At 66.8% G+C, this 14,550-nt stretch carries 12 protein-coding genes; 8 read left to right on the forward strand and 4 right to left on the reverse strand.

Translation table 11 applies throughout. The features are described 5' to 3' along the window. Positions 1 to 15 precede the first annotated feature (15 nt). Complete coding sequence (locus tag NX782_RS23005) at positions 16 to 1,557, reverse strand: DEAD/DEAH box helicase (RefSeq protein WP_258847826.1); 1,542 nt, start codon at positions 1,555 to 1,557, stop codon at positions 16 to 18. A gap of 401 nt (positions 1,558 to 1,958) precedes the next feature. Then, positions 1,959 to 3,326, reverse strand: coding sequence for a transglycosylase SLT domain-containing protein (locus NX782_RS23010; RefSeq protein ID WP_258847827.1), 1,368 nt, complete (start codon positions 3,324 to 3,326; stop codon positions 1,959 to 1,961). A 443-nt stretch (positions 3,327 to 3,769) separates the two neighbouring features. Here NX782_RS23010 and NX782_RS23015 point away from each other — a divergent pair, with 443 nt between their 5' ends. Together NX782_RS23015 and NX782_RS23020 are read left to right on the forward strand one after the other, a co-directional pair. Beyond that, positions 3,770 to 4,339, forward strand: coding sequence for a DUF1415 domain-containing protein (locus NX782_RS23015; protein WP_258847828.1), 570 nt, complete (start codon positions 3,770 to 3,772; stop codon positions 4,337 to 4,339). Further along, positions 4,320 to 4,535, forward strand: coding sequence for a DUF1289 domain-containing protein (locus NX782_RS23020; RefSeq protein ID WP_370661830.1), 216 nt, complete (start codon positions 4,320 to 4,322; stop codon positions 4,533 to 4,535). The genes NX782_RS23015 and NX782_RS23020 overlap by 20 nt, the downstream gene beginning before the upstream one ends. 56 nt (positions 4,536 to 4,591) lie before the next feature. Here NX782_RS23020 and NX782_RS23025 read toward each other — a convergent pair whose 3' ends face one another. Next, complete coding sequence (locus tag NX782_RS23025) at positions 4,592 to 5,101, reverse strand: DUF1993 domain-containing protein (protein ID WP_258847830.1); 510 nt, start codon at positions 5,099 to 5,101, stop codon at positions 4,592 to 4,594. A 198-nt stretch (positions 5,102 to 5,299) separates the two neighbouring features. Here NX782_RS23025 and NX782_RS23030 point away from each other — a divergent pair, with 198 nt between their 5' ends. Next, positions 5,300 to 8,467, forward strand: coding sequence for an EAL domain-containing protein (locus NX782_RS23030; RefSeq protein ID WP_258847831.1), 3,168 nt, complete (start codon positions 5,300 to 5,302; stop codon positions 8,465 to 8,467). Continuing rightward, positions 8,436 to 10,763, forward strand: coding sequence for a xanthine dehydrogenase family protein molybdopterin-binding subunit (locus NX782_RS23035; RefSeq protein WP_258847832.1), 2,328 nt, complete (start codon positions 8,436 to 8,438; stop codon positions 10,761 to 10,763). The genes NX782_RS23030 and NX782_RS23035 overlap by 32 nt, the downstream gene beginning before the upstream one ends. Positions 10,764 to 10,852: 89 nt before the next feature. Here NX782_RS23035 and NX782_RS23040 read toward each other — a convergent pair whose 3' ends face one another. Then, positions 10,853 to 11,278, reverse strand: coding sequence for a thioredoxin family protein (locus NX782_RS23040; protein ID WP_258847833.1), 426 nt, complete (start codon positions 11,276 to 11,278; stop codon positions 10,853 to 10,855). A gap of 52 nt (positions 11,279 to 11,330) precedes the next feature. Between NX782_RS23040 and tsaB the strand changes: the two genes are divergently transcribed. From tsaB to NX782_RS23060, 4 genes are read left to right on the forward strand one after another with little or no spacing between them, the layout of a single operon-like run. Further along, positions 11,331 to 12,053, forward strand: a complete 723-nt coding sequence (gene tsaB / locus NX782_RS23045; protein ID WP_258847835.1) for a tRNA (adenosine(37)-N6)-threonylcarbamoyltransferase complex dimerization subunit type 1 TsaB — start codon at positions 11,331 to 11,333, stop codon at positions 12,051 to 12,053. Further along, positions 12,053 to 12,511 carry a ribosomal protein S18-alanine N-acetyltransferase gene (rimI, locus tag NX782_RS23050; protein ID WP_258847836.1) on the forward strand — a complete coding sequence of 153 codons (459 nt, stop codon included), beginning with the start codon at positions 12,053 to 12,055 and terminating at the stop codon, positions 12,509 to 12,511. Before tsaB ends, rimI begins: the two co-directional genes overlap by 1 nt. Continuing rightward, the gene (locus NX782_RS23055; protein ID WP_258847837.1) at positions 12,508 to 13,560 is read left to right on the forward strand and encodes a uracil-DNA glycosylase; all 1,053 of its coding nucleotides are present in this window, start codon (positions 12,508 to 12,510) and stop codon (positions 13,558 to 13,560) included. Before rimI ends, NX782_RS23055 begins: the two co-directional genes overlap by 4 nt. Beyond that, positions 13,541 to 14,521 carry a DUF1853 family protein gene (locus NX782_RS23060; protein WP_258847838.1) on the forward strand — a complete coding sequence of 327 codons (981 nt, stop codon included), beginning with the start codon at positions 13,541 to 13,543 and terminating at the stop codon, positions 14,519 to 14,521. Before NX782_RS23055 ends, NX782_RS23060 begins: the two co-directional genes overlap by 20 nt. Positions 14,522 to 14,550: the final 29 nt, after the last annotated feature.

Here is a 14,550-nt window from a genome sequence, read left to right on the forward strand (position 1 = left end):
CATGCAACCAGAGGATTAACGGTCGCCGAAGGTGCGGCGGGCGTTGTCCGCCGAACGCGGGTGCGAACCGCGGTAGCCGCCTTCGCGCGGAGCGCCATCACGGCGCTGGCCGCCTTCGCGGTTGTAGCCACCTTCACGATTATAGCCACCGCCGGCCGGACGGCCGCCGTCACGGTTGTAGCCGCCTTCGCGCGGTGCGCTTTCGCTGCGGTAGCCGCCTTCGCTACGGAAGCCGCCTTCACGCGGACCCGAGCCCGGCTTGTGGAAGCTGCGCTGGCCCGGCTTGGCCGAACCGTTGCGGCCGTCGCCCGGCTTCCAGCCCGGACGGGCGCCGGAGCGTGCCGGTGCCGAACGCTTCGGCTCGAAGCCTTCGACCACGTCGACCGGGATGGTCTGCTTGGTGAAGCGTTCGATGCGCTTGACGTTCATGCCTTCCGCGTGGTTCACCAGCGAGACGGCGATGCCGTTGCGGCCGGCGCGGCCGGTACGGCCGATGCGGTGCACGTAGTCCTCCGGGAACTTCGGCAGGTCGTAGTTCACCACGTGGGTGATGGTCGGCACGTCGATGCCGCGCGCGGCGACGTCGGTGGCAACCAGCACCTTCACTTGGCCGCGGCGCATGCTGTCCAGGGTGCGGTTGCGCGCGCCCTGGTGCATGTCGCCGTGCAGCGCGGCGGCGGCGAAGCCGGCGATGTTCAGGCGGTCGGCGATCATGTCGGCGTCACGCTTGGTGGCGGTGAACACGACAGCCTGGTCCAGGGTCTCGTCGCGCAGCAGGTGGTCGAGCAGGCGGTTCTTGTGCGACAGGTCGTCGACGAAGTGCACCTTCTGCACGATGTTCTCGTGGCGCTTGGTGCCGCTGGCGATCTGGATCACCATCGGGTCCTTGGTGATGCGGCGGGCCATGTTGCCGACCACGCCGTCGAGCGTCGCCGAGAACAGCATGGTCTGGCGCGAATCCGGGGTCGCGGCGACGATCTTCTCGATGTCTTCGATAAAGCCCATGTCCAGCATGCGGTCGGCTTCGTCCAGCACCAGGATCTCGAGCTGGGAGAAGTCGATCTTGCCCGACTCCATGTGGTCGATCAGGCGGCCCGGGGTCGCGACCAGGATTTCCGGGTTACGCGACAGCAGTTGCATCTGCTTCGGGTAAGGCATGCCGCCCAGGATCGAGACGGCGCGGATGCGGCGCATGAACGCGGTGTACTGCTCGGTCGCGCTGGTCACCTGCAGGGCCAGTTCGCGGGTCGGGGTCAGCACCAGCATTTTCGGCTGGGCCGGCTTGAAACGGACGCGCTCGCCGCGTGCCTTGGCGGCCTGCGCTTCCTGCGCAGGGGTACGGCCGGCCGGAGCCGCTTCCTGGTTGGCGAATTTGTTCAGGGCCGGCAGCATGAATGCCGCGGTCTTGCCCGAACCGGTTTGCGACGAGACCAGCAGATCGCGACCCGCGATACCAGCCGGCACGGCTTGCTCTTGCACCGGGGTCGGCTTTTCGTAGCCGGCAACCGACACTGCTTTGACGATGGACGTGTGTAAGCCTAGTGCTTCAAAACTCATTGTTTGGTGTACTTTCGATAGATCTGTGGGCGTTTACGCAAAATTGCGGAAACGCAAAATAGCAACGCGAACCAACAAAACGAAATGACTTGGAAACGAAAGAAATTTCGGCACAAAAGCTTTGCGCCGGGACGGTGCCAATGAAGACGGCACGCAGGGCGGGAGGGCTTTATGAATGGGTATCTTTCAACGATACCAGGGCTTGCGAAGCTGCTGTTGTACTACTGCTGCGATGCTGCTGTTTGTCTGGCCCGCAAACTACCGCTTGGGCTTGTTTGCGAATGCGTTTTGCAGCGCACAAACGACACTATACCGCAGTTTTGAAAAGTCTGCTGGACGCGTACGAAAACGCGCCCGGCCGTGAGAAGGGAAGGTCCGGGGCAGGCACGGACCCCGTCGGGTCAGCGGTGCTTGCGGCCGTTGGCGCGTGCCGACGGCTTGCTGCCGCCGGAAACACGGTTCTTGATCTCGGCCACGGCATGCGCCGCGCTGGCCTTGAAACGCTGGGCGCCGCTCAGCTTCTGGCCCTTGCGCTTGCTCTCGCCGCGGTCGGCTTCGAGCGCGATCTGGGCGTTGTCGATGATGTTCTCGGCGATGTCGGCGGCGGTCGAGGTGCTGGTCTTCGGCACCAGGATGGTCGAGCCGGCCTTCAGGCGCATCTGCGGCGGGATGTTGTTGGCCTGGCGGATGACGTCCGGCGTGGTGCCGAACTTCGAGGCCAGCGAGGCGATCGTTTCCTTGGCGCCGGTGATCTTGTGCGTGGTCCAGGACGACAGCGCATGGCCCCATTGCGACAGGTTCAGGTGGAACTTTTCCGCGTTTTCCTTCGGCAGCAGGATCTTGGTCGATTCGCCGGTGATGACCGGTTTCTTGAACTGCGGATTGAGCGCCTTGAATTCGTCGATCGACATCTCGGCCAGCTGGGCGGCCACGGCCAGGTCGATGTCCGAGGTCTTGTCGACGGTGGTGAAATAGGGCTGGTTGTCGATCAGCGGCAGCGATACGCCGTACTGGCCCGGATTGGCGATGATGTTCTTCACCGCCTGCAGCTTCGGCACGTAGTTGCGGGTCTCGGCCGGCATCAGGTCGGCCAGGCTCTCGAAGTCGGTCGGCTTGCCGGCGGCGCGGTTCTTCTGGATCGCCCGCTGGACATTACCTTCGCCCCAGTTATAAGCAGCCAGTGCCAGCTGCCAATCGCCGAACATGGTGTACAGGCGCTGCAGGTAGGTGAGGGCGGCGTCGGTCGAGGCCAGCACGCCACGGCGCTCGTCCTTGAACATGTTCTGCTTCAGGTTGAAGTCCTTGCCGGTGCCCGGCACGAACTGCCACAGGCCGGACGCATCCGCGGTGGACAGCGCCTGCGGATTGAAGGCGGACTCGATCACCGGCAGCAGCGCCAGTTCGGTCGGCATGCCGCGCTTTTCCAGCTCCTGCACCACGTGGTAGAGGTAGAGCGAGGCGCGACCCGAGGTGCGCGCCAGGTATTCCGGACGGCTGGAATACCACTGGACGTGTTTGGCGACCAGGGTATTGTCGATGTCGGGAATCGCGTAGCCGCTGCGGATACGGCCCCACAGGTCGGGATCCTTGTAGTCGTCGCCCTTGGCGTTCAGGGAGGTCGGCAGAGCCGGTTTGGCCAGTGCTGCGGCGCTGATGCCCGGGTTGCTTTGCGAGATCGTGCTCGAAGAACTTTCGGCAGCGAGGCTGATCGCGGGGACCAAAAACAGTGCGATGGCCAGGGCTTGGGTGGTGCGAGTCGTTTCGTACATAGCTTTCCAGTGTTGCGTCCAGGAACGGTTAGGACTGACGAGTAAGAGGGGAGTGTACGGACCAGTTATCACGGCAGTCAAGGAATATGTCTCGGCGGTTACAAAATTTTTTGACTACACATCTTGATAACACCTGCTTTTATTTTGACAATTAATGACAGGGTATTGGAGTGTGTTGTTCAGATTTTCATAGTTAAGGCGGGCTCTTGAAATTTGGATACCCCTGGGGGTATACGCAAGATCGAGGCGAGATAGACAATGCTGTCCAGGTGGTTCATGGCCATTTAAACAAGCCGGAAATCCTGACTAAGCGTTAATACCAGAGCCGCTTGCCCCGCTTGCCAAGTTACGCCGGCTTGCCAGTCCATCTATGAGGGCACGCAAAGTGCGCGTACAATGCCGGCTCTGCGCAATGCGCTTTTGCAATTTAGGAAACGAGCCTCATGAGCACTGCCAACCTCAACGCGGACGATGACGAAATCATCGCCGCCACCCGCCGCTGGCTGGAACGCGCCGTCATCGGCCTGAACCTGTGTCCGTTTGCCAAGTCGGTGTATGTGAAGGAGCAGGTGCGCTACGTCGTCTCGCCGGCGCGCACGCCCGAAGCGCTGCTGGAAACCCTGATGAACGAGCTGCAGGACCTGGCCGACACCGATCCGGAAAAGACCGACACGACCCTGCTGATCCATCCCTTCGTGCTGAACGACTTCCTGGACTTCAACGAGTTCCTGGACGTGGCCGACGCCGCGGTGGAAGACATGTCGCTCGACGGCGAGTTGCAGGTGGCCAGTTTCCATCCGGACTACCAGTTCGCCGATACCGACCAGAACGACATCTCGAACTACACCAACCGCGCGCCTTATCCGATCCTGCAGCTGCTGCGCGAAGAGAGCATCGACCGCGCCGTGGAAGCCTTCCCGGAAGCCGAAGCGATCTTCGAGAAGAATATCGAGACCATGGAGAAGCTCGGTCACGAAGGCTGGGACAAACTCGATGTCGGACCGGCCCGCTGATCCCATGGGCGCACCCTTGCCGGAACGTCCGGACACGCCTTGTGTCGCGGTCTGCTCGACCACCTTCGACGACGTCTGCCGCGGCTGCGGCCGCACCGTGGTCGAGGTGGCGCACTGGGTCTCGATGACGGCCGAGCAGAAGGAGCGCGTCTGGGAACGCATCCTGGCCCAGGGCTACCCGCGCCGTAACACCTGATAAAAATCAAACCGGGGTCAGACTGCTTGCGCATCGTCTGACCCCGGTTTGATTTATCAGAAACTGCCTATGAAATCGCGCTTGCCGATCTCCACGCCGTTATGGCGCAGGATCGCGTACGCGGTCGTCGCGTGGAAGTAGAAATGCGGCAGGGCGTAGTGCGCCAGGTAGGTCTGGCCGCTGCTGAACTGGCGCTGCTTGTCGCCGCTGCCGACCGTGATTTCGCGCTCCTCGCCGGCCTCGACCGCTTCGCGCGGCACGCTGTCGATGAAGGCCAGGGTCTTGGCGATGCGTTCGCGCAGGCCGGCGAAGTCGGTTTCCGCGTCTTCATAGCGCGGCACCTCGATGCCGCCCAGGCGCGCCACCGTCCCCTTGGCGAAATCGGTCGCCACCTGCACCTGGCGCAGCAGCGGGAACATGTCCGGGAACAAGCGTGCCTTCAGCAGCGCGTCCGGCTCGATCTTTTTCAGGTCGGCATGCGACTCGGCCTTCTCCAGGATCGCCGCCAGGCTGCCCAGGATCTGCCGGAAGACCGGCACCGAAGCGGTGTACATCGACAGGCTCATCGTCAACTCCTCCATATCAATCAACAAGACGGCCATCATAGCAGCCCGAAACGTGGCTGCATGGTCACGCTTGCCGTCGCTACATTCCTATGGCATGAGTATTTGATGACTTATAGCAACTTTGTGTGCATAATCTGGCAACACAAGCTGACCAATATTCACAAAAAAGCGACCGCCTCCGGGTACTGCCCTCCTGTCATGTCTGCCTCAAGCTCCCTGAATACTTTTGCCCGGCGTGTGCTGCCGCTGCGCCTGCCGCAGCTGTACGGACGTTCTCTGTACGGCGCGCTGCTCTTGATGGTGTTCGGCGGCCTGGTGGTGCCGGCGCTGGTCGGCAGCTATTTCCTGGTCGGCGTGCAGGAGCAGGAAGCCGCCCGCGCCAATCTCGACGCGACCCTGCAGCGCAATGCCGACATCCTGGCGCTGGGCATGCAGGAATCGCTGTGGAACATGAACGCCGATGCCGCCCGCTCGCTGGTCGAATCGGTGATGCGCGATCCGGCCGTGCTGCACGTGCAGGTCGCGACCCAGGGTGAGGATTTCATCGACCAGCGCGCCAGCGCCGGGCCCGAGGGCCGGGTGTTGCGCGCCGAGCGCAGCGTGGTGGTGCACGGCCAGCCGATCGGCAAGGTGCTGGTCGAGATGGACGACAACCACAGCCAGCATGAGCTGCGCGCCAAGCAGTGGCGCTATGCCGGCGTGCTGGCGGTGCAGCTGGCCTTCTCGCTGCTGCTGATCGCGGTGCTGATCAAGCGTCGCCTGCTGGCGCCGCTGGGCAGCCTGACCGGCTTTTCCGACCGCGTTTCGCGCGGCGATTTCGAGACCCCGCTGGTGCTCTCGTCGAAGGACGAACTGGGCCGCCTGGGCGCGCAGATGGACCGCATGCGGATCGCGATCCGCGAGCTGTTCGCCGACATCGGCCGGCGCGAGGAACGCTTCCGCACCATCGTGACCCAGGTCCCGGGCGCCGTCTTCCGGGCGCGTCCCGGCGGCAGCATCGACTTCGTCAGCGACGCCATCGAAGCCATCTCCGGCTACCCGGCGCGCATGTTCATGAGCACCACCACCGACCGCTGGTCCGACATCATCGCGCCGGAAGACCGCCGCATGCGCCGGCACCTGGCCAAGGAAGCGGTGCTGGCCGCGCGCGCCTACGAGATCGAGTACCGGATTGTCGATGCGGCCGGCGTCGAGCGCTGGGTGCTGGAAAGCGGCCAGCCGGTGGCGCAGGGCGGCGACGCCGCCTACTGGGTCGACGGCATCATCTCCGACATCAGCGAGCGCAAATACAACGAGATGCGTATCGAAGCCCTGCTGGCCGAGCAGGGCGCGGTGCTCGACAACGTGGTGTTCGGCATCGCCCAGGAGAGCGACCTGCGCATCGTCTCGACCAACCGCCGCTTCGACGAATTGTTCGGCTATGCGGAAGGAGAGCTGGTCGGCGAATCGATCGCGGCGCTGTTCCCGAGCTACGAGATGTACGAGCAGGGCATCGCCGCCAGCGCCAGGGTGCTGCCGACCGGCGCCGACTACAGCACCGAGCACCTGTACCGGCGCCGCGACGGCAGCCTGTTCATGTGCCAGGTGAGCGGGCGCGTGCTCGACCCCGAACGTCCCGATGCCGGCAGCATCTGGGTGTATGCGGACGTGACCGAGCGCCGCCAGGCCGAGGAAAAGCTGCGCCTGTCCGCCACGGTGCTCGAACACATCGCCGATGGCGTGATGGTGATCGACGTGCATGGCCGCATCGTCGCCACCAACCCGGCCTATACCCAGATCACCGGCTACACCGAGATCGAAGCGATCGGCACGCAATCGAACCTGACCCGCAGCGCCGCCGAAGACCAGGCCTTGTACGACGGCCTGTGGCGCGACCTCGCCGAAACCGGCTTCTGGCGCGGCGAGATCTGGAGCACCCGCAAGAACGGCGAGGTCTATCTCGAGTGGCTGACGGTGTCCGCGGTGCGCGACGACGAGGACACGGTGACGCATTACGTCTGCGTGTTCAGCGACATCACCAAGCTGAAGGAATCGCAGGAAAAGCTCGACCACCTGGCGCACCACGATCCGCTCACCGGCTTGCCGAACCGCCTGCTGTTCCACGACCGCCTGCAGCACGCGATGGTGCGCACGGCCCGCGCCGGCGAGCAGCTGGCCGTGATCTTCATCGACCTCGATCGCTTCAAGAACGTCAACGACACGCTCGGCCACCACGTCGGCGACGAGCTGCTCAAGCAGGTCGCCAAGACCCTGTCCGGCTGCCTGCGCGACGGCGACACCCTGGCGCGCCTGGGCGGCGACGAATTCATCGTGCTGCTGGAAAGCGTGGACGGCGAGCGCGGCGCGCGCCTGGTGGCCGAAAAGCTGATGCGCCTGTTCGAGCAGCCGGCGCTGGTGTCCGGCTACGAGCTGTTCGTCACCGGCAGCGTGGGCATCAGCCTGTTCCCGCAGGACGCCACTGACCTGAACGTCCTGATCCGCAACGCCGACGTCGCCATGTACCAGGCCAAGGCGCGCGGCCGCAACGGCTATGCCTTCTACGCGCCTTCGATGGACGGCGAGGGCCTCGAGCGCCTGCGCCTGGAAACGCTGCTGCGCCGCGCGCTCGAAAAGAACGAGATCTGGCTGGCCTACCAGCCGCAGGTCGAGATCGACAGCGGGCGCCTGATCGGGGTCGAGGCCCTGGTGCGCTGGAACAGTCCGGAGCTGGGCCAGGTCGGGCCCGACCGCTTCATTCCGCTGGCCGAGGACATCGGCTTCATCAACCAGCTCGGCGAATGGGTGCTGGAAGAAGCCTGCCGCCAGCTGACCCGCTGGGACCAGGCCGGCCTGTATGTGCCGAAGATCGCGGTCAACCTGTCGGCCCGCCAGCTCGATCGCGGCGGCCTGGCCGGCACCGTCGAGCGGGTGCTGCGCGAGACCAGGCTGCCGGCGCACCGCCTGCAGCTGGAGGTCACCGAGTCGGTCATTATGAACACCGGCGATGCGATGCAGTATATTAACGATTTGCACGCGATCGGCGTCGAGCTGGCGATCGACGATTTCGGCACCGGCTATTCGTCGCTGGCTTATCTGAAGCAGCTGCCGGTGCAGACGCTCAAGATCGACCGCAGCTTCATCAAGGACATCTCGACCGACGCCAACGACGAAGCGATCGCGATCGCCATCATCCAGCTCGGCAAGAGCATGAATCTGGCGGTGATCGCGGAAGGCGTGGAGACGGGCGAGCAGGCGGCGTTCCTGCTGCGGCACGGCTGCCGTCGCGCGCAAGGATACTTATATGCCCGGCCTTTGCCGCCGGCGCAATTGCAGGCACAGTGGGGACACCAACATCATGCGCGACTCGAATTCGCAGGGGCAGAATAAGGACAAGAGCCGGACCGGCAAGCCTGCGCGCAGCCGGCGCCGCTTCCTGCTGGGCGGGCTGGCCGCCGGTGGCGTGCTGATGGTCGGCTGGGGCCTGGCGCCGCCGCGCCAGCGCCTGCACACCGGCAGCCCGCTGGCCGTGGAAGCCGGCGCCGTCGCCCTCAACGGCTGGGTCGCGATCGCGCCCGACGGCACCGTCTCGGTGGTGGTCCCGCGCAGCGAAATGGGGCAGGGCGTGAACACCGCACTGCCGATGCTGCTGGCCGAGGAACTCGACGCTCCCCTGGCGGACGTGCGCATCTCGCAGGCGCCGATCGACAAGATCTTCGGCAATCTCACGGTGCTGCGCGAGAACCTGCCTTTCCACCCCGACGACCGCGGCAGCATCAAGCAGGGCGTGCAATGGGTGATGTCCAAGGTCGGGCGCGAACTGGGGCTGATGTTCACCGGCGGCTCCACCAGCGTGAAAGATGCCTGGGTGCCGATGCGCGAAGCCGGCGCGGTGGCGCGCGCGATGCTGGTACGGGCCGCGGCCGAGAAGTGGCAGGCCGATGCTGCGCGCCTGTCGACCCGCGACGGCTTCGTCCTGCATCCGGACGGGCGCCGCCTCGGCTATGGCGAGCTGGCGGCACGCGCGGCGGTGGTCGGCGCCGACATCGAGCCTGGCGACGTGCGCCTGAAGACCCCTGCCGAATTCCGTCTGATCGGCCAGCCGGTGCCGCGCCGCGACACGCCGGCCAAGGTCAACGGCAGCGCGCTGTTCGGCATCGATGCACGCGTGCCCGGCATGCTGTATGCGGCGGTAAAGATGGCGCCGGTGGTGGGCGCCGGGGTCGCCTCTTTCGATGCGGCGAAAGCGCTGGCGATGCCGGGCGTGGTGCAAGTGGTCGATGTATCGTCCGCCTTGCCGCAGTTCTCCGGCGCCGGGGCTGGCGTGGCGGTGGTCGCGAAGACCTGGTGGCAGGCCAGGCAGGCCGCCGCCGCGCTGCCCGTCACCTGGAGCGCCAGCCCGCATGCGAACCTGTCCAGCGAAGGCATCTTCGCGGATTTTGCGAAGCTGCTCGACAGCGAATCCGGCTTCACCTATTTCGAGAGCGGTAGCCAGGACGTGCAGGGCGCGGCGAAGACGCTGCAGGCCGAGTACCGCGCGCCGTTCCTGGCCCACGCCACGATGGAGCCGGTCAACTGCACCGCCCAGCTCAAGGACGGCAAGCTGAAGCTGTGGACTTCGACCCAGGTGCCGAGCATCGCCGTCGAGATCGCGGCCAAGGTCGCCGGCGTCGAGCGCGGCGACGTTTCGCTGGACGTGATGCTGCTGGGCGGCGGCTTCGGCCGGCGCTTGGAAACCGACATGGTGGCGCAGGCGGTGGCGATCGCGAAAGCCCTGGATGGCGCATTGAGCGGCCAGCCGGTGCAGCTGATCTGGACCCGCGAGGACGACACCCGGCACGACGTCTACCGCCCGCAGGCGCTGGCGCGCTTCAGCGCGAAGCTCGACGCCAGGGGCAATCTGCTGGCCTGGGACAACAAGTCGGTCAGCGGCGCGATCGGCCACCAGTACTTCCCGCGCAACCTGGGCCTGCCCGGCATCGGTCCGGACAAGACCACCGCCGAGGGCGAGTACGACATGCAGTACGCGATCCCGAACCGCCGCATCGCCCACGTGATCGCGAACAGCCCGGTCGCGATCGGTTACTGGCGTTCGGTCGGTCACTCGCACAATGCCTTCTTCAAGGAGGGCTTCCTGGACGAAGTCGCGCATGCGGCCGGCAAGGACGGCGTGGCCTTCAGGCGCGAACTGCTGCGCGAGTATCCACGCCACCTGGCGGTGCTGGATGCCGCGCTGGCCCGTGCCGGCACCGCGCCCGAGGGCCGCGCGCACGGCGTGGCGGTGCACCAGTCCTTCGGCACCATCGTGGCCCAGGTGGCCGAGGTGTCGGTGACTGAAAAGCAGATCCGCGTGCACCGCGTGGTGTGCGCGGTCGATTGCGGCATCGTCGTGAACCCGAACATCGTGGCCCAGCAGGTCGAGTCGGCGGTGGTGTTCGGCTTGTCGGCGGCGCTGGGCGGCGAGATCACGCTGAAGGAGGGCCGCGTCCAGCAGGGCAACTTCGGCGACTATCCGGTGCTGCGGATGAACGAGGCGCCCGAGGTCGTGACCGTGATCGTGCCGAGCATGGAACCGCCCGAAGGCATGGGCGAGCCGGCCGTGCCGCCGGTGGCGCCGGCGGTGGCGGGGGCGGTGTTCAAGTTGACGGGGCAGCGCTTGCGGAGTTTGCCGCTGCGGCTGGCGTGACCGATCGTTGAGCGTGGGCTCGGGGAGCCCACCCTACGATCTGTGGTGCCCGTAGGGTGGGCACCCCGTGCCCACGTCTAGCCAAATAGTTATTCCGCGTTGGCCAACAACGTACGCAAATTCGCATCCCGCTGCCACCCGCGCCGCTCCTCGCTGGACGCCGCCAGGCGCGCCAATTCCTCGTCCGCCAGCGCCGCCTGTGCCTGCACCAGGCGGTCGGCCAGCAGCGGATCGGGCAGCATGGTGCCGAAGAAGGCGACCCTGTCACCGCGCTGCAACAGCAGGGTCGGAAAATTTTCGACGTCGAGGTCGCCGACCACGTCGGCCTGGTCTTCGATGTCGATCCAGACGAAGGTCTTGTCGGGGTGGCGCGCGGCCAGGCTGTCGAAGCCGGCGCGGTAGGACGAGCAGGTGCCGCACCAGGCGGCGCACAGGCAGGCGACGACCCATCCCTCGCCGTCGAGGGCGGCGGCGAGCTGGTCGCGGGTGTCAAGATCGAGGAGCAGGCTGGGCATGGGGCGGATTTTACGGCTTTTGGCCGGCAGGCGCCACGGGTTAAAATACGGCATGCCTATCATTCTTGCCATCGAAACCTCGTCCGAGCTGGCCTCGTGCGCACTGTTCAACAGCGCCGCCGTGCCGGCAACCGTTCTTGCCCGCGACACCTCCGGCGTGCGCACCCATTCGCAATCCGTGCTGCCGATGGTGCAGGAACTGTTGCGCGAGGCCGGCGTCAAGCTGGCCGACTGCGATGCCATCGCCTTCGGCGCCGGCCCCGGTTCCTTCACCGGCGTGCGCACCGCCTGCGGCGTGGCCCAGGGCCTGGCCTTCGGCGCCGGCCTGCCGGTGCTGTCCATGGTGACCCTCGAAGCGATGGCCGAGGCGTGCCGCACGCACAGCGGCGCCACCGAGGTGCTGGCGGTGCTGGATGCGCGCATGAACGAGGTCTACTGGGCCCAGTACCGTTACCTTGACGGCGCCTGGGTCGAGGTGGTGGCGCCGCGCCTGTCTGCGCCGCAGGACGTCGCACCGCAGCCGGCGAGCGGCCTGGCCGCCTGCGGCAATGGCTTCGCCGCCTATCCGGAGGCGTTTGCCGGCAAGGACTTCGCCGCGCACGCGATCGGCGACATGCTGCCGCACGCGCGCGACATGGCCGTGCTGGGCGCCCGCGCGCTGGCGGCTGGCCTGGCGGTGCCGGCCGATCAGGCCCAGCCGATCTACCTGCGCAACAAGGTCGCTTATACCAGCGCCGAACGCCAGGCGATCAACGCGGCCAAGGCGGGCGGCTGATGGCGGCATCGCTGACGCTGCGGCCGATGGTGGTGGCCGACATCGACGAGGTGCATGCGCTCGAACAGAGCGTGTTCCCGCATCCGTGGAGCCGCGCCAACTTCGTCGATTCGCTGGCCAGCGGCTACGATTGCTGGGTGCTGCGCGAGCCGGACGAAGGCGCGCTGGCCGGTTACTTCCTGCTGATGTATGCGGTCGACGAAGCGCATCTGCTGGACGTCGCCGTCAGCGGCGCGCGCCACGGCACCGGCCTGGGCCGCTTCCTGCTGGACCGCATCACGGCGCGCTCGCGCGAAAAGGGCATGGCCTCGATCCTGCTCGAGGTGCGGCCGTCGAACGAGCGCGCGCTGCAGGTGTACGCGCGCTACGGCTACACGCAGATCGGGCGCCGCAAGGGGTATTATCCAGCCCATGAGGGCAAGCGCGAGGATGCGATCGTGATGAGGTACACACTATGAACGGATTCGCCGGACGCGATGCCATCTTCCTGGCGGAGATGGGAATCACGCCGCTGTGGCAGTTGCGCGATGCCGCGCCGGCCGCGGCCGCGGCTGGGGAAGCGGTGGCGGTGCTCGATGCCGTCGCTGAGGTGCCGGTGCTGGCCGCTGAAGCGGCGCCTGCGCCTGCGGCGCCGGAAGCGGCGGAAGATGCGTTCGTCGCTGCGGCGGCCGAGCCGGTGGCGCGCATGCCCGCGCCTGCGCCCGCGCCGGCAGATGTCGCGCCGCCGCCGGTGCCAGCGCAGCCCACGCAGCCCACGCAGCCCACGCGGCCCGCGCCGCAAGGTCCGCGTCCGCTGCAGCCGGTCGCCCAGTCGGTATCGGCGCTGGCGCCGGTCGCGCCCGAAGACCTGGCCTGGGACGACACCGCGCTGCCGGCCGAGGCGACCCCGGAAGAGATCGCACAGATGGACTGGGACCAGCTCGGCCTGGCGATCGCCTCCTGCCGTCGCTGCAGCGCCTGCCGCGATGGCCGCGCGCCGGTGCCGGGCACGGGCGCCAGGAAGGCGCGCTGGCTGGTGGCGGCCGGGGCCTCGACCGCGGCCGACGAAAAGGCCCGCGTGCCGCTGGCCGGCGATCCGGGCAAGCTGCTGGACAACATGCTGGCGGCGGTCGAGCTGACGCGCGAGCGCGAGGTCTACATCACCAACCTGATCAAGTGCCGTCCGACCACCGCCAGCGGCGGCGAACGCGCGCCGACGCCGGAAGAAGCGGCGGCCTGCCGTCCCTATCTGGAACGCGAGCTGGCCCTGACCGGCGCCGGCACCGTGCTGACCCTGGGGCAGATCGCCGCCAACACCCTGCTGGGACGGCCGATCGCGGAGCCGCTGGCCGGCGTGCGCGGCCGCGCCTACCCGCTGCAGGGTGCGCGGGCCACGCTGGTGGCGACCCTGCATCCGGGCGAGCTGCTGCGACGCGGCGGCGACAAGGCCCTGGCCTGGGCCGATCTGTGCCGGGCCCGGGCCGCAAGCGGCGCCGCTGGATCGTCCGGTGCGCAATCCGGCCGATAACTACCAGGCCGGCTTCGAGCGCCGCTGGGGCCACCTGCGGCGCGCCCGGGTGCGCGCCCTGGCCTGGTTGCTGGACGCGCCCGATCTGCTCGACATCCACGATCCGCACTGGGAAGGACGCATCGCCACCCTCGGTCCGATGACATCGGAAACCGAGTGCTGGCTGGCGGCGCTGGACCAGGATCCATCCGCGCTGGACGCGGCGCTGGGCGCCAAGATGTATACCCGACTCGGCCTGTACGCGGAAAAGCTGATGGCCTTCTATTTTGCCGAGCAGGGCAGGCTGGTGGCCCACGGCCTGCAGGTGCGCGCCGCGCGCGACGCCACCATCGGCGAGTTCGACTTTTTGCTGGATGACGGCGCGGACGGCGTCGAGCATATCGAGTTCGCCACCAAGTTCTATCTGCTGCAGGGCGAGCTGCATGGCGGTGTCAGCCAGGATGCGGTCGCGAGCTTCGACAACTTCGTCGGTCCCAACCTGGCCGACAGCCTGGGCCGCAAGATGCGCAAGGTGTTCGACCGCCAGCTGCAGCTGGGTTCGCACCCGGCGGCGCAGGCGCTGCTGCCGCGGCCGGTAACGAGCGCGAAGGCATTGGTGAAGGGCTGGCTGTTCTATCCGGCCGGGACTTATTTTGCGATGGACGGCATCACGGCCGGTCATTGCCGCGGCTTCTGGTGCGCGCTGTCGGAACTTGAGCAGATGCAGGAAGACCGCTTCCTGATCCTGCCGCGCCTGCAATGGCTGCCGCCGTTCCGCGCCGCATCCGCCACCTGGATGCTGGACCGCGCCCAGCTGCTGGCCGAGCTGGCCGACCATTTCGAGACATCCGACACGCCGGTGCTGATCGCGGTGGTGCGCGACGGCCGTGTCAACGGCGCCGGCAGCATCGTCGAAACCGAGCGCGGCTTCATCGTCCCCGACGACTGGCACGAACGCGCCAACGCCCGCCTGCACCCCTGATCTTCATCAAACCGGGGCCAGACCCCGGT

The organism is Massilia norwichensis (assembly GCF_024753245.1).
GTDB lineage: Bacteria > Pseudomonadota > Gammaproteobacteria > Burkholderiales > Burkholderiaceae_D > Telluria > Telluria norwichensis.